This window comes from Microbacterium sp. SSM24, from assembly GCF_025989145.1.
In the GTDB taxonomy this organism is placed as follows: Bacteria; Actinomycetota; Actinomycetes; order Actinomycetales; family Microbacteriaceae; genus Microbacterium.
The window spans coordinates 661,301-684,531 of sequence record NZ_JAPDNQ010000002.1 but is presented as its reverse complement, the minus strand read 5'-3'; the positions used below and the strand labels follow the sequence as shown (position 1 = coordinate 684,531).

22 protein-coding genes and 2 tRNA genes are annotated in these 23,231 nt (G+C 69.5%); 18 read left to right on the top strand and 6 right to left on the bottom strand.

The window, feature by feature from the left end:
* Nucleotides 1–62: 62 nt before the first annotated feature.
* The 4 genes from OL358_RS15200 to OL358_RS15185 all read left to right on the top strand — a co-directional run bounded on the left by OL358_RS15200 (nt 63) and on the right by OL358_RS15185 (nt 2,847).
* The gene (locus OL358_RS15200; protein WP_264710896.1) at nt 63–437 is read left to right on the top strand and encodes a TraR/DksA family transcriptional regulator; all 375 of its coding nucleotides are present in this window, start codon (nt 63–65) and stop codon (nt 435–437) included.
* Between the two features lies 1 nt (nt 438).
* On the top strand, nt 439–873 hold the full coding sequence (locus tag OL358_RS15195) for a YchJ family protein (protein WP_264710895.1): 435 nt from the start codon (nt 439–441) through the stop codon (nt 871–873).
* Nucleotides 874–910: 37 nt separating this feature from the next.
* Nucleotides 911–1,687 (top strand): isocitrate lyase/PEP mutase family protein, encoded by a 777-nt coding sequence (locus OL358_RS15190; protein WP_264710894.1) that lies wholly within the window; start codon nt 911–913, stop codon nt 1,685–1,687.
* 65 nt (nt 1,688–1,752) lie between these two features.
* Nucleotides 1,753–2,847 carry an NAD(P)/FAD-dependent oxidoreductase gene (locus tag OL358_RS15185; protein WP_264711034.1) on the top strand — a complete coding sequence of 365 codons (1,095 nt, stop codon included), beginning with the start codon at nt 1,753–1,755 and terminating at the stop codon, nt 2,845–2,847.
* A gap of 3 nt (nt 2,848–2,850) precedes the next feature.
* Here the strand turns inward: OL358_RS15185 and OL358_RS15180 are convergent, their stop codons facing one another.
* Nucleotides 2,851–3,885, bottom strand: a complete 1,035-nt coding sequence (locus OL358_RS15180) for a serine hydrolase domain-containing protein (protein WP_264710893.1) — start codon at nt 3,883–3,885, stop codon at nt 2,851–2,853.
* Between the two features lie 247 nt (nt 3,886–4,132).
* Here OL358_RS15180 and OL358_RS15175 point away from each other — a divergent pair, with 247 nt between their 5' ends.
* Nucleotides 4,133–4,600, top strand: coding sequence for a hypothetical protein (locus tag OL358_RS15175; RefSeq protein ID WP_264710892.1), 468 nt, complete (start codon nt 4,133–4,135; stop codon nt 4,598–4,600).
* Between the two features lie 531 nt (nt 4,601–5,131).
* Here the strand turns inward: OL358_RS15175 and OL358_RS15170 are convergent.
* Nucleotides 5,132–5,202 (bottom strand) — tRNA-Gly (locus OL358_RS15170).
* A gap of 124 nt (nt 5,203–5,326) precedes the next feature.
* Here OL358_RS15170 and OL358_RS15165 point away from each other — a divergent pair.
* The 9 genes from OL358_RS15165 to OL358_RS15125 all read left to right on the top strand — a co-directional run bounded on the left by OL358_RS15165 (nt 5,327) and on the right by OL358_RS15125 (nt 13,519).
* Nucleotides 5,327–5,400, top strand: a tRNA-Pro gene (locus OL358_RS15165).
* Between the two features lie 81 nt (nt 5,401–5,481).
* Complete coding sequence (gene tig / locus OL358_RS15160; protein WP_264710891.1) at nt 5,482–6,909, top strand: trigger factor; 1,428 nt, start codon at nt 5,482–5,484, stop codon at nt 6,907–6,909.
* 67 nt (nt 6,910–6,976) lie between these two features.
* Nucleotides 6,977–7,465: a tetratricopeptide repeat protein gene (locus tag OL358_RS15155; protein ID WP_264710890.1), complete on the top strand. Its 489-nt coding sequence runs from the start codon at nt 6,977–6,979 to the stop codon at nt 7,463–7,465.
* A gap of 80 nt (nt 7,466–7,545) precedes the next feature.
* On the top strand, nt 7,546–8,130 hold the full coding sequence (locus OL358_RS15150) for an ATP-dependent Clp protease proteolytic subunit (RefSeq protein WP_264710889.1): 585 nt from the start codon (nt 7,546–7,548) through the stop codon (nt 8,128–8,130).
* A 32-nt stretch (nt 8,131–8,162) separates the two neighbouring features.
* Complete coding sequence (locus OL358_RS15145; protein ID WP_264710888.1) at nt 8,163–8,834, top strand: ATP-dependent Clp protease proteolytic subunit; 672 nt, start codon at nt 8,163–8,165, stop codon at nt 8,832–8,834.
* Nucleotides 8,835–9,001: 167 nt separating this feature from the next.
* Nucleotides 9,002–10,270: an ATP-dependent Clp protease ATP-binding subunit ClpX gene (clpX, locus tag OL358_RS15140; protein ID WP_264710887.1), complete on the top strand. Its 1,269-nt coding sequence runs from the start codon at nt 9,002–9,004 to the stop codon at nt 10,268–10,270.
* A gap of 123 nt (nt 10,271–10,393) precedes the next feature.
* A complete protein-coding gene (locus OL358_RS15135; RefSeq protein WP_264710886.1) occupies nt 10,394–11,233 on the top strand; it encodes a thioesterase family protein in 840 nt (279 codons plus the stop codon).
* Nucleotides 11,234–11,287: 54 nt separating this feature from the next.
* A complete protein-coding gene (locus OL358_RS15130) occupies nt 11,288–12,340 on the top strand; it encodes an alpha/beta fold hydrolase (RefSeq protein WP_264710885.1) in 1,053 nt (350 codons plus the stop codon).
* A gap of 63 nt (nt 12,341–12,403) precedes the next feature.
* Nucleotides 12,404–13,519 carry an epoxide hydrolase family protein gene (locus OL358_RS15125; protein ID WP_264710884.1) on the top strand — a complete coding sequence of 372 codons (1,116 nt, stop codon included), beginning with the start codon at nt 12,404–12,406 and terminating at the stop codon, nt 13,517–13,519.
* A 25-nt stretch (nt 13,520–13,544) separates the two neighbouring features.
* Here the strand turns inward: OL358_RS15125 and OL358_RS15120 are convergent, their stop codons facing one another.
* On the bottom strand, nt 13,545–15,596 hold the full coding sequence (locus OL358_RS15120; protein WP_264710883.1) for a M3 family metallopeptidase: 2,052 nt from the start codon (nt 15,594–15,596) through the stop codon (nt 13,545–13,547).
* A 106-nt stretch (nt 15,597–15,702) separates the two neighbouring features.
* On the opposite strand from OL358_RS15120, the gene OL358_RS15115 reads away from it, so the two are divergent.
* From OL358_RS15115 to OL358_RS15105, 3 genes are read left to right on the top strand one after another with little or no spacing between them, the layout of a single operon-like run.
* Nucleotides 15,703–16,341 (top strand): helix-turn-helix domain-containing protein, encoded by a 639-nt coding sequence (locus OL358_RS15115; RefSeq protein WP_319805446.1) that lies wholly within the window; start codon nt 15,703–15,705, stop codon nt 16,339–16,341.
* A complete protein-coding gene (locus OL358_RS15110; RefSeq protein WP_264710882.1) occupies nt 16,338–16,544 on the top strand; it encodes a hypothetical protein in 207 nt (68 codons plus the stop codon). The genes OL358_RS15115 and OL358_RS15110 overlap by 4 nt, the downstream gene beginning before the upstream one ends.
* Nucleotides 16,541–17,881: an MFS transporter gene (locus OL358_RS15105; RefSeq protein ID WP_264710881.1), complete on the top strand. Its 1,341-nt coding sequence runs from the start codon at nt 16,541–16,543 to the stop codon at nt 17,879–17,881. The genes OL358_RS15110 and OL358_RS15105 overlap by 4 nt, the downstream gene beginning before the upstream one ends.
* A gap of 10 nt (nt 17,882–17,891) precedes the next feature.
* Here OL358_RS15105 and OL358_RS15100 read toward each other — a convergent pair whose 3' ends face one another.
* The 3 genes from OL358_RS15100 to OL358_RS15090 all read right to left on the bottom strand — a co-directional run bounded on the left by OL358_RS15100 (nt 17,892) and on the right by OL358_RS15090 (nt 21,498).
* On the bottom strand, nt 17,892–18,140 hold the full coding sequence (locus OL358_RS15100) for a hypothetical protein (RefSeq protein WP_264710880.1): 249 nt from the start codon (nt 18,138–18,140) through the stop codon (nt 17,892–17,894).
* A 1-nt stretch (nt 18,141) separates the two neighbouring features.
* Complete coding sequence (gene valS / locus OL358_RS15095; protein ID WP_264710879.1) at nt 18,142–20,721, bottom strand: valine--tRNA ligase; 2,580 nt, start codon at nt 20,719–20,721, stop codon at nt 18,142–18,144.
* 120 nt (nt 20,722–20,841) lie between these two features.
* Nucleotides 20,842–21,498, bottom strand: coding sequence for a pentapeptide repeat-containing protein (locus OL358_RS15090; RefSeq protein WP_264710878.1), 657 nt, complete (start codon nt 21,496–21,498; stop codon nt 20,842–20,844).
* Nucleotides 21,499–21,609: 111 nt separating this feature from the next.
* Here OL358_RS15090 and OL358_RS15085 point away from each other — a divergent pair, with 111 nt between their 5' ends.
* Complete coding sequence (locus tag OL358_RS15085) at nt 21,610–23,229, top strand: ABC transporter substrate-binding protein (protein ID WP_264710877.1); 1,620 nt, start codon at nt 21,610–21,612, stop codon at nt 23,227–23,229.
* The last annotated feature ends 2 nt before the right edge of the window (nt 23,230–23,231 follow it).

Sequence of the window (23,231 nt, the reverse complement as noted above, 5' to 3'; positions counted from 1 at the left end):
CGACCTGGGAGTGGTCTGTCTCCCGCCTTTGCGCCGCCTCGACGCCGTACGCTCGAGAGGCCATGTCCCTGCCGCAGACGCCCGCCGCTCCCGATGACCGGGATGCCCTGCTCGCCGCGCTGCGCACCGCGTCGCAGGGTCGCGCCGAGGGGCTGGAACGCGCCATCGCGCAGCTGCGCGCCGACCGCGGCGCAGACAACGCCGACGACGAGCACGACCCCGAAGGCGTGACCCTCTCGAGCGAGTGGGCACGGCTGGAGGGACTGCGCGAAGACGCAGCCCGCGAGCTGGCCGAGATCGATGCGGCCATCGCGCGGCGGGAAGCGGGCGACGACGGGCTCTGCGCGGACTGCGGGCGCAGCATCCCGATCGCCCGCCTCGTCGCGAGACCCACGGCGACCCGGTGCGTGCACTGCGCCGCGCGGGCGGGAGCCTGACGTGTCCTTCGGCGCGGCCGCAGCGCAGACGCCGGATGCGCGGTTTCCCCGGCCCGCGGACGACGCGCCGTGCCCCTGCGGCTCCGGCGAGCGATTCGGCGGATGCTGCGCCCCGCTCCTGCGCGGAACGCCGGCGCCCACCGCCGAACGCCTCATGCGCTCGCGCTACACGGCCTTCGTCGTCGGCGACGCGCGCTACCTCCGGGAGACCTGGCACCCCGGCACGCGCCCCGACGTGCTCGACCTCGATCCGGCTCAGCGGTGGACGGCGCTTGAGGTGATCGACGCGGAGGCCGGAGGCGTGGACGACACCCGCGGGGTGGTCGAGTTCCGCGCCCGCTGGCGCCACGGCCGCGAGCGGGGCGAGCTGCACGAGCGGAGCCGCTTCCGCCGGCAGAGCGGCCGCTGGTGGTATCTGGACGGGATCGTGGACTGACGGCCCCCGGGCCACGCGGTCCCGTTAGCGTGGGGGCATGAGCACACAGGTCGACAAAGCCCAGTCCCTCGAGCGGCTGCACGCCGCTCCCGAGATCCTTCGCGTGGTCAACGTGTGGGACGCCGTCTCGGCGCGGACGATCGCCGCCCTCCCCGAGACGCGCGCCATCGCGACCGCCGGCCACTCGATCGCCGCCACGTACGGCTACGCCGACGGGAAGATCCCCATCGAGACGATGCTCGACATGGTCGGGCGCATCGTGGCGGAGGTCGGCGACCTGCCGGTCACCGCCGACCTCGATGACGGCCACGGCGATGCCGGCGAGACGATTCGCCGCGCGATCGGCAAGGGCGTCGTCGGCGCGAACGTCGAGGACCGGCTGCGGCCGCTGGCGGAATCCGTCGCCGTGGTGGAGGCGATCGTCGCGGCCGGTCAGGCCGAGGGAGTTCCTTTCGTCCTGAACGCCCGCACCGACGCGTTCGTGCGGGCGGGCGGCCGTCCCGTCGAGGAGTCGATCGCCGACGCGATCGAACGCGGCCGCGCGTACCTCGATGCGGGCGCGAGCCTCGTGTTCGTGCCCGGCATCCTCGACGCGGATGTCACGCGCCGGCTCGTCGACGGCATCGGCGAGCGCAAGGTGAGCGTCATCGGTCTGCCCGGCTCGCTCACCTCGACGGAGTACGAGGCGCTCGGCGTCGCCCGCATCTCGTACGGCCCCCTCCCGCAGCGGGTCGCGCTGACCGCCCTCCAGGACGTCGCCGCCGAGCTCTACGCCGGGGGTGTGATCCCCGCGTCCACGCGCAGCCTGAACTGACCGCGCCCGAGGACTCGTCGTGGGTGGACGGGAATCGGGGCAGCAGGGTCGGCGTTGTCACCGGCATGCAGCCGGTACCCGTCGACGTCGTGGTGATCGGTGCCGGGCAGGCGGGGCTCTCCGCCGCGTACCACCTGCAGCGGCGCGGCTACGTGCCGGTCAGCCGAGGGGCGGGCGACACTCCCACGTTCGTCGTGCTGGACGCGGAGGAGCGACCCGGCGGCGCGTGGCAGCACCGCTGGCCGTCCCTCCGGATGGGAACCGTGAACGGCATCCACGAGCTGCCGGGCTTCCCGGTGCCGCCGGCCGATCCGACGGCCGCGAGCCGCGACATCCTCCCCGCGTACTTCGCCGCCTACGAAGAGCGCTTCGCCCTGGGCGTGGTGCGGCCGGTGCGAGTGAAGTCGGTCCGGCGCGAGGACGACGATCCCGCGGGGAGGCTGATCGTCGAGACGGATGCCGCGACCTGGGCCGCCTCGCACGTCATCAACGCCACAGGCACGTGGTCGCGCCCGTTCTGGCCGCGCTATCCCGGGCAGGGGCGCTTTCGCGGCCGTCAGCTGCACGTCGCGGACTACGTCTCGCGCGACGAGTTCGCCGGCATGCGGGTGGTCATCGTCGGCGCCGGGATCTCGGCCGTGCAGCTGCTGGATGAGATCTCGCACGTCGCCGAGACGTACTGGGTCACACGGCGTGAGCCGGAGTGGTCGGATGCCGCGTTCGACGTGCCCGCGCGCGTCGCCGCGATCGCCGGTGTGGAGGACAGGGTGCGACGCGGACTTCCGCCGGGGAGTGTCATCTCGGTGACGGGCATGCACTGGACGCCGTGGGCTCGCGCGGCCGAGCAGCGCGGCGTGCTGGTGAGGCATCCGATGTTCACCTCGATCGAAGAGGGCGGCGTGCGGATGCCGGACGGGACCCTCGTCGAGGCCGATGTGATCCTGTGGGCCACGGGATTCCGCCCCGCCCTCGATCACCTCTCGCCGCTCCGCCTGCGCACCCCGGAGGGCGGCATCCGCGTCGCGGACGGGCGCTCGATCGATGAGCCCCGCCTGTTCCTGATCGGCTACGGGCCGTCGCAGTCGACGGTGGGAGCCAATCGCGCCGGTCGGGATGCCGTCCGCGCGATCACCTCGGAGAGGGCGGCGGTCGCCGCCTGAGGCTCAACCGGCCGATGCCGCGAGGAGGTCGCGGTATGCCCGAACGACGCCCCACGCTCCCTCGGACGTGTTCGAGACGACCGTCACGGCCGCGCGGGTGACCGGGTCGAATCGGGTCCGGATCGACACCCCGGCGTCGTACCCCTCGAGCAGGATGCCGGGTCCTGCGCGATCGAGCCAGAACCCCAGCCCGTACCGGAGTCCCTCGGATTCGCTGTCGTGACGGGGACGCCACATCTCCGTCACCGTCGTCGTCGGGAGTACGCGTCCGTCCGCCAGGGCACGCCACAGACGGCTGAGATCGCCCGCGGTCGTGAACGCGCCGCCGTCGCCGTTCCCACGGACGGGGAGATGGAGGACGTTCGTGCGCAGCGACGACGGATCGTCGTAGACGTAGCCGAGCGCGGCATCGCCGGGGAGCTCGTCGAGCCTTGGATAGCCGGTGGCGTCGAGGCCGGCGGGGGAGAAGACCCGCTCGCCGACGAGGTCGTGGAACGGGATGCCGCTCGCACGCTCCGCGACGATCGCGAGCACGATGTAGCCGCCGTTGTTGTACGTGAAGCGCTCGCCGGGCACGGACTTCTGCGCGTGCCCGTCCACGGCCCGCACGAATGCCTCGGTGGTCGCGAGCTCGTGCACGGGGACCGTGAGGATGTAGTCGTCGACGTCCCAGTCGGCCTCCTCGTCGAGGTAATCGCCGATTCCCGAGGTGTGCGACAGCAGATGCTCGACCGTCACCCCGTCGTCGATCGAGGGGAGGTCGGCGCCGAGCACCTCCCGCACCGGGGTGTCGAGTCGCAGGATGCCGTCCTCGATGAGAGACATGATCGCCAGCGCGGTGTACGCCTTGCTCGCGCTCGCCATGCCGAATCGGGTGTCCACCGTGTTCGCGACGCCGTGCGCGCGGTCGGCGAGACCGTACGCCTCGGCGAACACGATGTCGCCGTCGACGTCGAGCGACAGGACTCCGCTCATCGCGTCGGTGCGGGCACGCTCGTCGAGAGCGGCGGCCAGGGATGTGAGATCGTGAGCGGCCATGCCGTCACGGTACCGCTGAGCGGCTCTCGACGGGGCATCGAGGAGGAGCGGAGGGGATGACGGGAATCGAACCCGCACCATCAGTTTTGGAAGCATGGTCTAGCAGTCTGATGACTCCGCGTAGTTCCGCGTCAGCCTGGACATGCCATCAAGGCGGCGCGAATCTGGCACGCCGAATGTACGCTCAGGGGATGCCCAGGACGGAGATGAGCGGCGACCACTCGCCCTGCCTGGGCCGTGATCTGCAGTGACCGACGAGGACGCCCCCCTGTCCCGACGAGAATGGCGCGACAAGCACAAACCCCCCATCCTCCGAGGCGACCCGGTGTTCAACCTTGCTTCCTGGCTGATCCCCATCGCGTCAGTGGCAATGTTTCCAGCAAGCCTTGGCGGAAGATCGAGCCGGTTTCGCGCTACTCCCGACGAATCGGCGGTGTGGGTAGTCATGTGCGCGGCGGTGATCGGAGTGTTGCTCGTTGCCATCACCGTAAGACTCGTCCTCAAACGGGGTCAGCCGCCGCTCTCATTTGCCGGGGCAGTGTTCGTGGTTGTTGTCAGCCTGCTGTCGATGGTGGTGGTCCTCGCGCGAAACGAGGGTGTGTTCTCGACACCCATTTTGGTGATGTTCTCGACTAACGCCGTGTGCCTCATCGCAGGCTTCGTCGCGCTTGCCGTCTCTGCCGTGAGGAGGCGTGAGCGCCGAGCGCCCGGCTGAGCGTGCGAAGGAGAATGCCGTCGCCTTGCTGAAAAACCGCGGAGTCAGCGTGCAGCGCCCACCATGCGGAGCGCGGAGCGGTTCGCTGGACGAATCTCACCTGAAGACCCGCGACCAACTCTGAGCAGATCGTCGGAAGGTTGACGGCGGTAGGGGCGGTATCCAGACATCACGGGTCACCTATCGAGTGACGTACGCGAAGTGCGCTGCAGGCGCACCCTCAGCGGCTGCCATCTCCACTCTGAAACGAGACGAAGGCGAGGGTGATCATGACGGGCGCGACCCATCCGAACCACACGGCGTACGTCCAGCCGTACCCAGGAATGAAGGCGAACACGACAGCGACGAAGAGTATCGACAAACCGCCGAACAGCGCCCACAGTCGGCCACTACTCCACGTTCTTCGCTCGCTCACGACCACAAGTATCGCAACGCGGCACGTCGACGTTCGCCCGCCGGCCTAGGGGCACTCGCGGCTATTCCCGCTTAGTAAGCCCGGTGAACGAGCCCGTTGTCTGAGTGGGGTTGCGGAGGGGATGACGGGAATCGAACCCGCACCATCAGTTTGGAAGACTGAGGCTCTACCATTGAGCTACATCCCCGCAGCGGCGAGCCGCGGCATCCGACAGTCTAACCGCATCGTGAGTGCCCACCCGACACGCGCGCCCGAGCGCGTCGGCTAGACTTCCAGGGGCCGAAAGGCGCACGCGTGCGTGCGAACCCGCCCGGGGCGTAGCTCAGCTTGGTAGAGCGCCCGCTTTGGGAGCGGGAGGTCGCAGGTTCAAATCCTGTCGCCCCGACTCCACGGCCAGAGATTCCGCGAAACCCAGACCTTCAGCCGCCGCGCCCGCGTGCGGTCCGATAGAGGAGAACGAACAGGCATGGTGAACAGCACCGTCGAGAAGCTCAGCCCCACCCGGGTGAAGCTCCACATCACGGTCACGCCCGAGGAGCTCAAGCCGAGCATCGCGCACGCTTACGAGCACATCGCGCAGGACGTGCAGATCCCCGGTTTCCGCAAGGGCAAGGTCCCCGCGCCGATCATCGATCAGCGCGTCGGCCGCGTCGCCGTGCTCGAGCACGCCGTCAGCGAGGGCCTTGACGGGTTCTACCGCGAGGCCGTCGAGGCCAACGAGCTGCGCGTTCTCGGCCGCCCGAACGCCGAGGTCACCGAGTGGCCGAACGAGAAGGACTTCTCGGGCGACCTCGAGGTCCAGGTCGAGGTGGACGTGCGTCCCGAGTTCGACCTCCCCGCCTTCGAGGGCACGACCGTCGAGGTCGAGGCCGTCGAGGTCGACGAATCGGCGATCGACGAGGAGCTCGACCGCCTCCGCGGCCGCTTCGGCACGCTCGTGACCGTCGACCGCCCGGCAACCACCGGCGACTTCGTCGAGCTGGACCTGGTCGCCTCGATCGACGGCACCGAGATCGACCGCGCCGAGGGTGTGTCCTACGAGGTGGGCTCCGGCGAGCTGCTCGAGGGCATCGACGAGGCCATCGACTCGCTCACCGCCGGCGAGGACACCACGTTCCGCTCGAAGCTCGTGGGCGGCGACCACGCCGGCGAAGAGGCCGAGGTCTCCGTCGTCGTCAAGGCCGTCAAGGAGCGCGAGCTTCCCGAGGCCGACGACGACTTCGCGCAGATCGCGAGCGAGTTCGACACCATCGCCGAGCTGCGCGACAGCCTCAAGGAGCGCGTCGGCCAGCAGTCGGTGTTCACGCAGGGATCGGCTGCCCGCGACAAGCTCATCGAGCAGCTGCTCGAGCAGGTCGAGATCCCCGTGCCGCAGCAGCTCATCGACGACGAGGTGCACAACCACCTCGACGGTGAGGGTCGCCTCGAGGACGACGTGCACCGCGCCGAGGTCGCCGAGGCGAGCGAGAAGCAGTTCAAGACGCAGATGCTGCTCGACAAGATCGCCGAGACCGTCAACGTGCAGGTCTCGCAGGACGAGCTCACGCAGTACCTCGTGCAGTCCGCCGCCCAGTACGGCATGGCGCCCCAGGACTTCGTGAACGCGCTCCAGGAGGGCAACCAGCTGCCCGCCATGGTCGGCGAGGTCGCACGCAACAAGGCCCTCGCGGTCGCGCTCGGCAAGGTCACCGTCGTCGACACCAACGGCAACCCCGTGGACCTGACCGGCTTCGTCGCCGTCGAGGACGAGGCCGAGGCTGAGGCTGAGGACGAGGTCGTCGAAGAGGCGCAGGAGATCGCGGATGCCGCGGCCGACGCCGACGCCGTCATCGAGGCCGAGGAGAAGCCGAAGAAGAAGGCCGCACCCCGCAAGAAGGCGGCCGACAAGGAGTAGTCGCACATCGATGCGACGGGGACGGATGCTGCGGCATCCGTCCCCTTCTCTTTCGAGGAGGACGATGATGACCGACTGGGATGACCGCGTGGCCGCGGTGTGGGACGACGACGCGCTCGACGACCACGAGCGCGTCCGACGGATCGACGAGCTCGCCGCCGAACGGGACGACGGCGACGGACGGGCGCTCTTCGAGCGCGCCGGCGCGCGCGATTCCGCCGGGCTCGAGGAGGAAGCCGAACCGCTGTACCGCGCCGCGCTCGCGGCGCGCCTCGACGACGAGGTGCGCACGCAGGCGGTCATCCAGCTCGCGAGCACCATCCGCAATCTCGGCAAGCACGACGAGGCCCTCGAGCTGCTGCGCGACGAGTACGAGCGAGATCCCGACTCGCCCCTGCGAGACGCGGCCGCGGCCTTCTACGCCCTGGCGCTCGTGTCGTCGGGGGAGGCCGTGCGCGCAGCATCCGTGGCCCTTGAGGCGCTCGCGCCGCACCTGCCGCGCTACACGCGCTCGGTCGCCGCGTACGCGCGCGAACTCGTCGACCCGCTGGACTGATCTGCCCAGGGCGAACACGGGCGGGTCGATCGCGGAGCGCCGGTAGATTCAATGGCACGACCACGGAATCAGGAGTACACATGGCCGAACCACTTGTCGCGACGAGCGTCTTCGACAGGCTGCTGAAGGACCGCATCATCTGGCTCGGGTCGGAGGTGCGCGACGAGAACGCCAACGAGATCTGCGCGAAGATCCTCCTCCTCGCGGCGGAAGACACGCAGAAGGACATCTACCTCTACATCAACTCGCCCGGTGGCTCGATCACGGCCGGCATGGCGATCTACGACACGATGCAGTTCGTGCCGAACGACATCGTCACCGTCGGCATCGGCATGGCCGCGTCGATGGGCCAGCTGCTGCTCACCGCCGGCACGAAGGGCAAGCGGTACATCACGCCGAACGCCCGCGTGCTGCTGCACCAGCCGCACGGCGGCTTCGGCGGCACGGCGAGCGACATCCAGACGCAGGCGCAGCTCATCCTCGACATGAAGAAGCGCCTCGCCGAGATCACGGCGGCGCAGACGGGCAAGTCCGTCGAGCAGATCAACGCCGACGGTGACCGCGACCGCTGGTTCGGCGCCGAGGAGGCCCTCGAGTACGGTTTCGTCGACCACATCCGCGAATCGGCCACCGACGTCATCGGCGGCGGCGGAACCGCGGCCTGACCGCTCCGAAGGCGAAAGAGAGAGAACCCGGAATGCAGACCCCCACCTTCGGAACGAGCGCCCCGCAGGGCCTCCAGATGCCCGGCAGTCGCTACATCCTGCCGCAGTTCGAGGAGCGCACCGCCTACGGCTACAAGCGCCAGGACCCCTACAACAAGCTGTTCGAGGACCGCGTGATCTTCCTCGGCGTGCAGGTCGACGACGCGTCGGCCGACGACGTGATGGCCCAGCTGCTCGTGCTCGAGTCGCAGGATCCCGACCGCGACATCATCATGTACATCAACTCGCCCGGTGGCTCGTTCACGGCCATGACGGCGATCTACGACACGATGCAGTACGTCTCGCCGCAGATCCAGACGGTCGTGCTCGGCCAGGCGGCGTCCGCGGCATCCGTGCTGCTCGCCGCCGGAGCGCCCGGCAAGCGACTGGCGCTGCCGAACGCGCGCATCCTGATCCACCAGCCCGCGATGGGCGAGGCGGGCCACGGCCAGGCTTCCGACATCGAGATCCAGGCCCAGGAGATCCTGCGCATGCGCACGTGGCTCGAGGAGACCCTGTCGAAGCACTCCAACAAGAGTCCGGAAGAGGTCAACAAGGACATCGACCGCGACAAGATCCTGTCGGCCGAAGAGGCCGTCACCTACGGTCTCGTCGATCAGGTCCTCACGACCCGCAAGCGCACGCCCGCCGCACTGACGAAGTAGAGCGGATGCCGAAGCCCCGCCGCCCGACATCGGGTGGCGGGGCTTCGCTGTGAGCGGACGCATCATCGCTCACAACGCGTGTCGCAATCCCGCCGCATGTCGCCCCGAGCGATTAGGCTCGGAGAACAGCCGGGGACGAGGTCCCCGCCGCGACGAAGGGGAGCCGCATGGCACGCATCGGTGAGAGCGCCGACCTGTTCAAGTGCTCCTTCTGCGGAAAGAGCCAGAAGCAGGTCCAGCAGCTCATCGCGGGTCCGGGCGTCTACATCTGCGACGAGTGCGTCGAGCTGTGCAACGAGATCATCGAAGAGCGCATGGCCGAGTCCAGCTCGGGCGTCGTCACCGATTTCGATCTCCCCAAGCCGCGCGAGATCTTCGGGTTCCTCGAGGAGTACGTCGTCGGGCAGCACGCGGCGAAGCGCGCACTCTCGGTCGCCGTCTACAACCACTACAAGCGCGTGCGCGCGCACGGCACGATCCAGTCCGCCGAGCAGCGCGCCGACGAGATCGAGATCGCGAAGAGCAACATCCTGCTCCTCGGCCCCACGGGCTGCGGCAAGACCTACCTCGCGCAGACGCTCGCCAAGCGCCTCAACGTCCCCTTCGCGGTGGCGGATGCCACGGCCCTCACCGAGGCCGGCTACGTCGGCGAAGACGTCGAGAACATCCTCCTCAAGCTGCTGCAAGCCGCCGACTTCGACACGAAGCGCGCCGAGACCGGCATCATCTACATCGACGAGGTCGACAAGATCGCCCGAAAGGCCGAGAACCCGTCGATCACGCGCGACGTCTCCGGTGAGGGCGTGCAGCAGGCGCTGCTGAAGATCCTCGAGGGCACGGTCGCCTCGGTGCCTCCGCAGGGCGGCCGCAAGCATCCGCACCAAGAGTTCATCCAGATCGATACGACGAACGTCCTCTTCATCGTTGCGGGCGCCTTCGCAGGTCTCGAAGACATCATCTCGTCGCGCGTCGGCAAGCACGGCATCGGTTTCGGCGCCCCGCTGCACAACAAGGGCGATGACCTCAGCCTGTTCAGCGAGGTGCGGCCAGAAGACCTGCACAAGTTCGGCCTGATCCCCGAGTTCATCGGCCGCCTGCCCGTCGTGGCGTCGGTCTCGCCCCTCGACCAGGCGGCGCTGATGGAGATCCTCACCGAGCCCAAGAACGCGCTGGTCAAGCAGTACCACCGCATGTTCGAGCTCGACGGCGTCACGCTCGAGTTCGACACCGAGGCGCTCGAGGCGATCGCCGACCTCGCGGTGGAGCGCAAGACCGGGGCTCGCGGCCTCCGTGCGATCCTCGAAGACGTCCTCGGACCGATCATGTTCGAGATCCCGTCGACCGACGACGTCGACAAGGTCGTCGTGACCCGCGCCGCCGTCGAAGAGGGAGCGCCGCCGACGCTCGTGCTGCGCCAGAAGCGCAAGAGCGCCTGACCGCCTGACCTCGAATCGCACGCGTTCCCGCGCGGGATGCTGTCGGTGATGGCCGATTCGGGCCATCGCCAATGGCCGATCTCCGTGACGCGCTGACACAGCCCGCCCCGGTTGACTCGGGCCATGTCAGAGCTCATCCTCTCCACACACGAATCGGCCGCCGTGTTCGGGCGACCCGCCGCCATCGACCTGCGTCACGCCGTCGCCGGCGACGAGGGCGTCATCGTCGGCACGGTGCGGATCGATCCGCGTCACAACGGGCCGCGGAGATCGGCCAACGGCGGATTCGCCGCCGGTGCGATCGCCCGGCATGTGGATGCGGGCGTCGTCACGGTCCGGCTCCGCCGGCCCGTTCCCCTCGGCCGGTCGCTGCACGTCTCCTCCGATGGGGCATACGGCGTTCGCGTGCATCATCGGCGGCGATTGATCGCGGAGGCCCGTCGCGGCCGGCTCGTCGACGGCTCGATTCCGGTCGCGCCGACCTACGAAGAGGCGCTCGCGGCCCGCGAGGCCCACCCGCTCGCCGCCGTGCGCCACCTGCTCTCGGACTGCGTGGTCTGCGGTCCCCTCCGCACCGACGGGATGCACGTCACCCCGGGTCCGGTGCCCGGGCGCCCGGAGATCCTCGCCGCCCCCTGGCTCGTCGACAGCAGGGACGCGGTCGGCGGCACGGCGCCCTTCGCAGCTGTATGGGCGGCGATGGACTGCCCGAGCTATCCGGCCGCTGCGCTGCGCGAGCGCGAACTGGCCCTGCTCGGGACGATGACGGGGCTCGTCGAGCGCCGGCCCCGGGTGGGGGAGCGGCTCGTGGTGTTCAGCTGGACCCGGGAGCGGCGGGCGCGCCGCTTCGAGACGTCGGCGGCGATCGTCGACGAGCACGGCGCCGTCATCGCTCGCGCGGACGCGACGTGGATCGCGCTGCGCCGGCAAGGGCTGCACAGACTGGCCGGCCGCCTGAGCTGATTCCCGCTGCGTCGGCGATCCGCGGGCCGGTCGACTGTGTCCCATACTGAGATCGTGCGATCGGATGAGCTCTCCATCCAGTACGCGTGGTCGGGATCTGACGACGTGGCGTGGTCGGAGACGGGTGATGGGCATCCGGTGCTCATCGGAGGCTGGTGGATGAGCCACCTCGAGCGAGACTGGGACTACGCGCCCTTCCGCAGCTTCGTCTCGGCGATCGCCCGCCATCGCCGTGTCATCCGCATGGATCCACCGGGGAGCGGGCTCTCCCGCACGCGCGAGACACCGGCGGCTCTGGAGCCGCACGTCGACGCCATGCGCGCGGTGCTCGACGCGGCTGGGGTAGACCAGGCGACCCTGTTCGCCGGTTCCTCCGGATGCCCGGTGGCCATCGCATTCGCGGCTCGCCACCCCGACCGTGTCCGCCGGCTGGTGTTCTCGGGCTCCTACCTCTCGGGGAGTGCGATCGCCTCCGCTCCCGACCGCGCGGCCCTCGTCGAGCTCGTCAGGCGAAGCTGGGGTGTGAGCTCCCGCGTGATGTCCGACATCTTCTATCCGGACGCGACGCCGGAGCAGCGGCGCGAGTACGTCCGCCACCAGCGCTCCACGGCCACCGCGGACGCTGCGGCGGCCGCGCTCGCGGCGGTCTACTCGTTCGACGCGAGCGAACTGGCCGCTGACGTGTCCGCTCCGGCGATCGTGCTGCACCGGCGCGGTGACCGGGCCATCCGGATGTCGCTGGGTGCCGCTGTCGCCGCGGCGCTTCCGGATGCGCGCCTGGAGGTGCTCGATGGGGCCGCCCATCATCCGTGGCACGGCGACACCAGGTCTCTGCTGGATGCGGCGCTGTGGTTCGACGGAGTGCCCGAGACCGATCTGACTCCGCAGCCCTCCGCACACCGCGGCACGGTGCCGGACTCTCCGATCACCGCTCGTGAGCTCGAGGTGCTCCTTCTCGTGGCGAACGGCCTGACCGATGCGCAGATCGCGGCCGAGCTCTTCCTCAGCGTCCACACCGTCCACCGACACGTCGCCAATGCACGCGCCAAGCTCGGTGCGTCATCGCGATCCGCCGCGGCCGCCTGGGCCGTCTCGCACGCCGACTGACCGGGTCGATCGCGCCCCGGCCATCACCGCGCCGCTGTCGCACCCCGGCGCTAGCGTCGGAGGATGGATGCCGCACCTTTCGAGCTCCACGTCCCCGACGAGCTTCTGCGCGATCTGCGTGCACGCCTGGCGCGCTCACGACTGCTGCCCGACTCGCCGCATCGGCCGCCGTCGGGGATGTCGGCGGCCTACCTCGCCTCGCTCGTCCGTTCGTGGAGCGACTTCGACTGGCGGGCGCGGGAGCGATGGCTCAACTCCCACCCGCAGTTCGTGGTCGAGCTCGACCGCGCCGCGATCCACTTCGCGCACCTGCCCTCAGCAGATCCCTCTGCTCCGGCCCTGCTCGTGATGCACGGCTGGCCGCATACGTTCGCGCTGCAGCTGGATTTCGCCGACCTGCTGACCGATTTCCACGTCGTGGTGCCGAGCTTCCCAGGGTTCGGTTTCTCGACCCCGTACCGATCCGGACTCCTGACGGAGGCGAGGCTGGCGAGCAGCATGCACGCCCTCATGACCGATGTGCTCGGCTACGGGAGCTATCTCACGTACGGCGAGGACGTGTCGGCGAACGTGAACGACCTGCTCGCGTCGCAGCATCCGGAGTCCGTCCTCGGGGTGATCGCCACGCACGCCCACTTCCCGACGCGGGCCGAGCGCGCGCACCTGACCCAGCCCGCCGAGCGCACGTTCTTCGAACGCATCGCAGACGATCACGAGACGCACGGCGCCTACGGGCACGTGCAGGCGACACGTCCCGACACCCTCGCCGCGGCGCTCAACGACTCGCCGGCGGGGCTGGTCGCGTGGCTCGCAGAGAAGCTCGTCGAGTGGAGTGACACGCCCGCCGGCGATCCGGCGGCTGTGGAACGGCGGATCTCGCGGGAGCGCATCCTCACCGAAGCGACGATCTACTGGGCGACCCAGACGATCGGCAGCTCGTTCCGCCCCTACTACGAGGGGGCCGATCAGCCCGCCGCCATCTCACCCGTCGAGGTGCCGGCGGCGGTGTTCGTCCAGCGACACGAGGCGGACTATCCCGAGTCGCTCGCTCGCGAGTTCTACCGCGATCTGCGCGTGTTCGAGCGGCTCGCCGAGGGCGGGCACTTCACCGTCGCCGAAGTCCCCGCCGCGATGGCCGAGCGCACGCGCGCGTTCGCGCGGGGGATCGGCGCCCTCTGACACCGGCCCCCGCGCTCGCGCAGACTCAGGCGACGAGCCCGCGGCGCTCGAGCAGGGGCTGGATGTCGGCATCCCGTCCGCGGAAGTCGCGGTAGGCCTCGAGCGGGTCCTTCGAACCGCCCACGCCGAGCAGGCGATCGCGGAACCGGTCCCCGTTGCCGCGCGTGAGCCCGCCGTTCTCGCGGAACCACTCCACGGTGTCGGCGTCGAGCACCTCGCTCCAGATGTAGGAGTAGTAGCCGGCGCTGTACCCGCCCGAGAACACGTGAGCGAAGTAGGTGGACGAGTAGCGGGTCGGGACCGCCGGGTTGTCGAGCCCGATGTCACGGAGCGCCGCCGCCTCGAACTCGCCGACGTCGAGGTCGCCGGCCGCCTGTTCCTCGGTGAGGGAGTGCCACGCCTGGTCGAGCCACGACGCGGCGAGGTACTCGCTCGTCGCAAAGCCCTGGTTGAACGCCTCGGACGCGTGCAGCTTCTCCACGATCTCCGCGGGCAGCGGCTCGCCGGTGTCGACGTGGCGGGCGTAGGCGTCGAGGATCTCGGGCCAGTAGATCCACATCTCGTTCACCTGGCTCGGGAACTCGACGAAGTCCCGGAACACGTTCGTGCCGGCGAAGTGGGGGTAGGTGACCGTCGCGAACAGGCCGTGCAGCGCATGTCCGAACTCGTGGAACAGCGTCGTCACCTCGTCGAGGGTGAGGAGCGTCGGCTTGCCGGGCGCTGGCTTGGGAACGTTGAGGTTGTTCACGACGATCGGTCGTGTGCCCCGAAGGAGCGACTGCGACACGATCGAGTTCATCCACGCACCGCCGCGCTTCGTGTCGCGCGTGTACAGATCGAGCACGAAGAGGCCCAGTTCCGACCCGTCGGCGTTGTGCAGCTCGAAGACGCGCGCGTCGGGGTGATACGCGGGGATGTCGGTGCGCTCGGCGAACGTGACACCGTAGAGCTCGGTGGCGGCACGGAACACGCCGTCCTGCAGGACGCGCTCCGCCTCGAACCAGGGGCGCAGCGCGCTGCGGTCGAGGTCGTACTCGGCGGCACGCACCTTCTCGGTGTAGAACGCCCAGTCGTGGGCTTCGAGCGGGAAGGGCTCCGGCTCGCGGTCGATGATCGCCTGCAGCGCGGCCTGCTCGCGCGCGGCGTTGCGCGCGGCGGGGACAGCGAGGCGACGGAGGAGGTCGTGCACGGCATCCGGCGACCCCGCGGTCTCATCCGACGTGATGTAGGCGGCGTGCGTGTCGTAGCCGAGAAGCGCCGCGCGCTCGGCGCGCAGTCGCACGATCTCGAGCAGGACGCCGCGGTTGTCGTTCTCGTTCCCCCGCGAACCGCGCGAGCGCGAGGCATCGAGGATGCGCTTGCGGCTGTCACGGTTGGTGAGGGATGAAAGGTACGGGTGCCCGGTGAACAGGGTGAGCGTCACCACCCATTTGCCGTCGAGTCCGCGGTCGGACGCGGCCTGCGCCGCCGCCGACAGCTCGCCCTCGGTGAGCCCGTCGAGCTCGCCGACGGTGTCGAAGACGATCGCGAGGTCGTTCGTGTCGTTGAGGAGGTTCTTCTCGAAGGACGTCGTGAGCGTGGACAGACGCTGATTGAGTGCGGTGAGCCGCTCCTTGGCGCCCTCGTCGAGACCGGCGCCCGCGTGCGACATCTCGCGGTAGTGACGCTCGACGAGGTAGCGCTGCTCGGGTTCGAGGTCGAGCTGATCGAGCTGGTCGTGGAGGGTCTTGATGCGCCAGTACAGCTGGGCATCGAGCTGGATGGAGTCCTCGTGCGCGGACATCAGGGGAGCGAGCTCCTCCTCGATCGCCTGGATCTCGGGGGTCGCGTCGGCGGACGACACGGTGTAGAACGTGCGGGCCACGTCGCCCAGCAGCTTGCCGCTCTCCTCCAGCGGAACGAGCGTGTTCTCGAACGTCGGCATGGAGCGTACGCGCGTGATGTTCGAGATCTCTCGCGAGTGACTCTCGAACGCCGCGCGGAAGGCGGGGAGATAGTGCTCGGGACGGATCGCGGTGTAGTCGGGGAGTCCGTAGGGGAGCGGGGCGGGAGACAGCAGGGGGTTGTCGTTCGGCATGGGTCTCAGCCTAATCAGCGGGGCCGAACATGCCCACACTTGTTTGCAAAGAATCAATTGCAAAGAAATGCTTGCAAAGAGACCTTTGCATGGCTACAGTCGAGTCATGGCAGAGAACGAGAACGCCGAAGAGATGGACGCCCTGGCCCGCGCCGAGAAGCGTCACAACGAGGACCGCGTCCTCGACTCCGGCGCGCTGCGCGCTCTGGCACACCCGCTGCGCGTGAGGATCTACGACATCCTCAGCCAGTACGGACCGCAGACCGCCAGCTCGCTCGCTGAGCGCCTGGGAGAGTCCAGCGGCGCCACGAGCTACCACCTGCGGGCGCTCGCGAAGCACGACCTCATCCACGAGGCCGAGGGTCGTGGCACCGGCCGCGAGCGCTGGTGGGAGCGTCCGATCGGCGGGGTGTCGTTCGCCAACCCCGACGCGATGACGACGCCCGCCGGCCGCGCGGCGACGCAGGTCGTCATGAACGAGTTCCTCCGCAACCGGAACGATCAGCTGCTCGACTTCGTCAACAGCGGAATCCGCGGCGAGGACGCGATCTGGCAGGAGGGCACGCTCATCTCCACCGCCACCGCTCGCCTCACCCCCGAGCAGAGCAAGAACCTCGCCCTGAAGATCATGGCGATCATCGACGAGACCGTCGACAACTACCGCAACCAAACCGGCGAGAACGTCCGCCCCGTCACGATCCGGGCCGACCTGTTCCCGCTCCCCACTCTGGGAGGACAGTCATGACCGCTCTCATTGCGCCCCGCTCCGTCCGCACCACGCGATTCGAGCGGATGCTGCTCACCGCCGCTGCCGGCATGGACCGGTTCGTCGCCACCCGCCTCGAGCGTCGCGGTACGACCCCGCCGCCGGCCTCGGCCCGGACGACCGCCGCCGACGCCCGCGCCGACGCGCTCGCCCTGGGCTCGATCGGGATGCTTCCGCGATGACCGACACCGTCGACGCCGCGGCGAAGACCGAGGGGGCCGGGCGCAAGGGCCGGCCCCCTCTGGGTCGCGACTTCGGGAAGCTGTGGACGGCCGCGGCGTTCAGCAACCTCGCGGACGGTCTCGGCCGCACCGCAGTGCCGCTCATCGGCACCACCCTCACGGACGATCCTCTGGCGATCGCAGCCCTGGGCGCCGTCGCGTTCCTGCCGTGGCTGCTGTTCGGGCTGCCGGCGGGAATGATCGTCGACCACTTCGACCGCCGGATCGTCATGGCGATCGCGAACGCCCTGCGCGGCGGTGTCGCTCTCTGGCTCTCGGTGCTCGCGGCGACGGGCTCGATGAGCCTGTGGGCGCTCATCGCGGGCACGCTGGTGTTCGGCCTCGGCGAGACGCTGTTCGACAACGCGACCAACGCGATCGTCCCCTCGGTCGTGCGCAAGGACGGCCTCGACCGCGCGAACGGCTGGCTGCAGGCGGCGCAGATCACGATCGACAATTTCATCGCGACGCCGATCGCGGGTGTGCTGTTCGCCGTCTCGCTCGCGCTGCCGCTGTGGTCGACGACGGGGGCGTATCTCATTCCGATCGCGCTGGCCCTGTTTCTTCCACTGAGCGCCGCCCGCCCCCTGCGCGAGCCCGCTCCGGACGCCGTGCCCGACCCCGACGCTCCCGACGTGACGATGGGGATGATGTCCGAGCCGGTCGCCGTTCCCCCTGCCCGCACCAGGGTGACGACCCGTGAGGCGCTCGGCTATCTGTGGCGGCACCGCTACCTGCGCGCGATGGTGGTGTTCACCGCCCTGATCGGGTCCGCGCTGTCACTGTCGCAGGGCGTCATCATCCTCTTCTTCCTCGACGAGCAGCAGGTCGCCTACGTCGCGATCGGATTCGTGACGGCCGGGATCGGGATCGGGGCTCTCGCGGGCTCGCTCATCGCGCCCCGCTTGGTGGAGCGATTCGGTCGCGGGCCGATCATGGTGTGGGCGATCGTCATCGGCGGCATCGGCACCGTGCTCACCGGACTCGCCCCCGACGCGATCACGGCCGTGTGCGCGTTCGCGGTGGCGGCGGGCGCCGTGTCGGTCTGGAACGTCCCGTGGGGCGCGCTGCGTCAGCAGATCGTCCCGGGCGAGATGTTCGGTCGGGTCCTGGGCGTCATCCGCACGCTCACGTGGGGTCTGTTCCCGATCGCGACGCTCGTGGGCGGGTGGATCGGCCGCACCGACCTCCGCCTCCCGTTCTACATCGGGGGAGCGTTCATCGCGGTCGCCGCGATCGCCGCCATCCCGCTCCTCATCGGAGGAACCCGCCGCGCAGGAGCCGAGATCGAGCGCTGACGAGCGCGGATCAGGCGAACCCGTCGTCCGGGTCGTGCCGCACGACGGGCTCGCCGTCCTCGTCGAGGGTCACGATGATGCCGGTGTCGAGTTCGGCGATCGGTCTGCCCTCGAGCCACGTGAGCGTCCACCGCGGTCGCGGCTGACCCAGCGCATCGGCCGGGATCGTGGCATCCACCCCGGCGATCCCGCGACCGAGCGCGTCGGGTACGGCTCGGGGCGGTTCGTCGCCCGATGTCCACCGCGTGCCCAGCTGCATGTCAGCCCTCCTGCGGGGCGAGCACGATGCCGGACACCGAGAGCTCGTCAGCCGCGGCGTAGTCGATCTCGGCGATGCGTCCGACGGCCTTCAGGTCGCCTTCGGCCAGGCGCAGGACCGCGACGGATGCCTCGGGCCCGGCGATCGTCACACGTTCGACCTGGGTCTTCTGCGAGGCCTTCGCCTCGGTCTTCGCGCGCCGGATGCCGATGAGGGCTTCGCCGACGACGCGCAGCACGGAGGGGTCTCCGTCGATGCCGAGCGGTTCGGGCCACGCGGCGGTGTGCACCGAGCCCTCGTTGAACCACGACCAGGACTCCTCGGCGGCGAACGAGATCACCGGCGCGAACAGACGCAGCAGGGTGGACAGCGCGGTGCGCAGCGCGAGAGCGGCGGACGCCTGTCCGACGTCGGTCTGGTTGTACGCGCGCTCCTTGACGAGCTCGAGGTAGTCGTCGCAGAAGGTCCAGAAGAACGACTCGGCGACCTCGAGCGCGCGAGCGTGGTCGTACGCCTCGAGCGCCTTCGTCGCATCGCGCACCACGCCGTCGAGGGTCGTGAGCATCGACGCGTCGAGTGCGTGGGTCACCGTCGCGCCCTCGGGCACAGGGAACGACAGCACGAACTTCGCCGCGTTGAGCACCTTGATCGCAAGGCGACGCCCGATCTTGATCTGGGTCGGGTTCTGCGGGTCGAAGGCGGCGTCGGTGCCGAGGCGGCTCGAGGTCGCCCAGTACCGGACGGCGTCCGATCCGTGCTGGGCGAGGATGTCGGCCGGCGTGACCACGTTGCCCTTCGACTTCGACATCTTCTTGCGGTCCGGGTCGACGATGAAGCCGGAGATCGCGGCATCCGTCCACGGGGCGCGGCCGTCTTCGAGAGCGCTGCGCAGCATCGTCGAGAAGAGCCACGTGCGGATGATGTCCTGACCCTGGGGCCGCACATCGAACGGAGCGACGAGGTCCCACAGCTCGGGGTCCCGCTTCCATCCGCCGGCGAGCTGCGGCGTCAGCGACGAAGTCGCCCAGGTGTCGAAGATGTCGTTCTCGCCCTCGAAGCCGCCGGCGACGCCGCGCTGGTCCTCGGTGTAGCCCGCGGGCACGTCTGTCGACGGGTCGACGGGCAGAGCCGCGGCATCCGGCGTCAGAACCCGCGAGTAGTCGCGCTCGCCGTTCTCGTCGAGCGCGTACCAGACCGGGATCGGCACGCCGAAGAAGCGCTGGCGCGAGACCAGCCAGTCGCCGGTGAGGCCGTTCGTCCAGTTCTCGTACCGCACGCGCATGAAGTCGGGGTGCCATGACACCTCGCGTCCGAGCGCGATGAGCCGGTCGCGCAGGACCTCGTCGCGGGCACCGTTGCGGAGGTACCACTGGCGCGTCGAGACGATCTCGAGGGGGCGGTCGCCCTTCTCGAAGAACTTGACCGCGTGGGTGAAGGGCTTGGGCTCGCCCTCGAGCTCGCCCGACTCCTGAAGCAGCTCGACGACGCGCTTCTTGGCGCTGAACACGGTCTTGCCCGCCAGCTCCGCATAGGCGGCCTTGGCGGCATCCGTCACGATCACGTCGGGCGCGTCCGCGATCAGACGGCCGTCCTGCCCGATCACCGTGCGGTTCGGGAGGTCGAGCTCGCGCCACCAGATGATGTCGGTCACGTCGCCGAACGTGCAGATCATGGCGATGCCCGAGCCCTTGTCCTGCTGCGCGAGCGGGTGCGCGAGCACCGGCACCTCGACGTCGAACAGCGGCGTGCGCACGGTCGAGCCGAACAGAGGCTGGTACCGCTCGTCATCGGGGTGGGCCACGAGGGCGACGCAGGCGGGGAGGAGTTCGGGCCGGGTCGTCTCGATGTGCACGTCGCCGGAGCCGTCCGCCTTGTGGAACGCCACGCGGTGGTAGGCCGCGGGCTGATCGCGGTCCTCGAGCTCGGCCTGGGCGATCGCGCTGCGGAAGTCGATGTCCCACAGCGTCGGCGCCATCGCCTGGTACGCCTCGCCGCGCTCCAGGTTGCGCAGGAACGCGAGCTGACTGGTGCGCATGGTGTCGTCGGAGATCGTGCGGTACGTCTGGGTCCAGTCGACGCTCAGACCGAGATCGCGCCACAGCGCCTCGAAGTGCTTCTCGTCCTCGACGGTGAGCTTCTCGCACAGCTCGATGAAGTTGCGACGGCTCACCGGCACCTGGTCGGCGGCACGGTTCGACTTGTTGTCACCGCCCTCGTACGGGGGGGTGAAGTCGGCGACGTAGGGCAGCGACGGGTCGCAGCGCACTCCGTAGTAGTTCTGCACGCGGCGCTCGGTCGGCAGGCCGTTGTCGTCCCAGCCCATCGGGTAGAAGACCGTCTTGCCGCGCATGCGCTCGAAGCGCACCTTCACGTCGGTGTGGGTGTAGCTGAACACGTGGCCGATGTGCAGGCTGCCGGAGGCGGTCGGCGGAGGGGTGTCGACCGAGAAGATGCCGGCGCGACCGGCCTGGGCGGCGCGCGCGCGGTCGAACAGGTACGTGCCCTGCTCCGTCCACGCGGCATCCCACTTCGCTTCGAGACCCTCGAGGGCGGGCTTCTCTGGAATCTGCGCGTCGGCCATTCGGGTCTCCTGGCGATATGTGCGGCACTGTGTGAGCGTGCCTGAGTGTGGAATGTCCCACGATTCTACCGGGAGGTCGCGCGCGTCGCGGCGACCGCTTCTCCCCGGAGAACCGGGCGGTCAGTCCCGCACGTCGATGCCCACGGATGCGGCGAGTGCGGGAGCGAGCTGCTCGATCTGCCACGGCGTGAGCGTCGCGCCGCGCAGTGACGCGGCATCCAGGTAGGACGCCGCGTCCAGCCCCCGCAGGTCGAGGCTGTCTGCCCGCATGCCGCGGGTGTCGACCTCGTCCGCACGCGTGCTCTCGAACCGCACGCGCGAGAGCGTCGCCTGCGGCAGGTCGAGCGTCGTGATCGTGCAGTCGACGATCCGCAGGTCCTCCACCTTCGCCGCGGCGAGGGAGAGGTAGTCGATCCGGATGCCGCGAAGCTCCACTTCATCCGCTGCGGCGTTCGCGAGGTCGAGCGTGCCGATGCGTCCGCCGGAGATCAGCACGCGCCGCAGCCTGGCCTCCCTCGCCGTGACGGCGGTGGCCCGCAGGCCTTCGACGCGCACGTCGACCAGCGTCGCCCCGGTCAGATCGAGGCGCTCGACGGTGGCCCCGACCACCTCGCACTCCGTCACCGCGGCGTGCGAGGCATCCGTCTGCGCACCGAGATCGCCGATGCGCGCGCGAACGATGTCGTCGTACGACCTGAGCCCCGCGACCTCGGCGAGTTCGCGAGGGAGGTCCGGCGGGCTGACGCGGGGAGCGAGCGGGAGGTCGGGTCGGGCCATGGGTCGACGCTAGCGCGGGGGAACAGATCGGTGCGTGACGGCGTTGATCGACTGCGTCCACAAATCGACTAGCGTAGACACGTCCCCGTCTCAGACTTCCCGAGGTCAGCCATGCCCGCTTTCACCCCGCGCCGACGACTCGCCGTCGCCGCATTCCCGCTCGTCGCAGCCCTCGCCCTCGCCTCGTGCGCCGGCGGCGCGTCTCCGGGTGAGGAGTCCTCCGACGGCGAGGTCGTCTGGGCGATCGAGGGCGCCAACCTGTCGGCCGGGCACATGGACCCTCAGACCAGTCAGCTCGACGTCTCGGCGATGGTGCAGCGCGCGGTGCTGGACTCGCTCGTGTTCCAGGAGTCCGACGGAACGTTCTCACCGTGGCTCGCCGAGGACTGGGAGATCGAGGACGACGGCGCCTCCTATGTCTTCACCCTGCGCGACGACGTCACGTTCCAAGACGGAGAGCCCTTCGACGCCGAGGCCGTGAAGGCGAACTTCGACCGGATCGCGGATCCCGAGACGGCATCTGCGCAGGCCTCGAGCATGCTCGGCGGCGAGTTCTACGCCGGCACCGAGGTCATCGACGAGCACACCGTGCGGGTGTCGTTCACGCAGCCGTACTCGCCGTTCCTGCAGGCCGCCAGCACCGCTCTCCTGGGCTTCTACTCGCCCGCCGTGCTCGAGTCCTCGGCCGACCAGCTCAAGGCGGGCGGTCCTGGGATCACCGTCGGCACCGGCCCGTTCGAGCTGACCGAGTACACGCCCGACCAGGAGATCGTCTACACCCGCAACGACGACTACGCATGGGGACCCCACGACGGAGGCGCCGCACAGTTCGAGACCCTCCGGGTCGAGATCCTCCCGGAGGCATCCGTGCGTGCGGGGGTCGTCGAGAGCGGCGAGGCCGATCTCGCCAGCCAGCTGCCGCCGAACCTCGCGGCCGACCTCGACGAGGCGCTCACCGTCGACGCGCAGGAGTACCCCGGGCTGCCTTACTCGCTCTACCTGAACGAGAAGTACGGCGTGTTCGCCGACCAGAAGGTGCGTGAGGCGTTCTCACGCGCGATCGACATCGACACCGCGGTGGAGGAGATCTTCTTCGGACAGTTCCCGCGGGCCTGGTCGATCCTCGGATCCACGACGCCGACCTACGACGCGTCGCTGGAGGGCACCTGGGCCTTCGACCCGGCCGCGGCCGAGGCGCTCCTCGACGAGGCCGGCTGGACCGAGCGCGACTCCGAGGGCTACCGCACGAAGGACGGCGAGCGGCTCTCCGCCCGCTGGATCGCCTGGACGCCGGTTCCCGACGATCGTGCGGCGCTCGCGAACGCGATCCAGTCAGACCTCAAGGCCGTCGGATTCGAACTGGTGCGCGAGGTGCTCGAGCCCGGCGCCTACAACGAGCAGTACGGGCCGAAGACGTTCGACCTCACCGACTGGGGCTTCTCCGGAGTGGACCCCGATCTGCTGCGCAGTCACCTGCACACCGACGGCTTCCAGAACGCGTCGCAGGTGAGCGATGCCGACCTGGACGCGCTGCTCGAACGCGGCGTGTCGACGTCCGACACCCAGGAGCGCGCGGACATCTACGGCGACGTCCAGCAGTGGAACGCCGACCACGTGGCGATCGTCCCCCTGTACAGCCCGTCTCTCATCACCGCGGTCTCCGACGGGGTCGACGGCCTGGCCTACGATCTGTACGGGCGCCCGCTGTTCTACGACGTCAGCATCGGCTGACC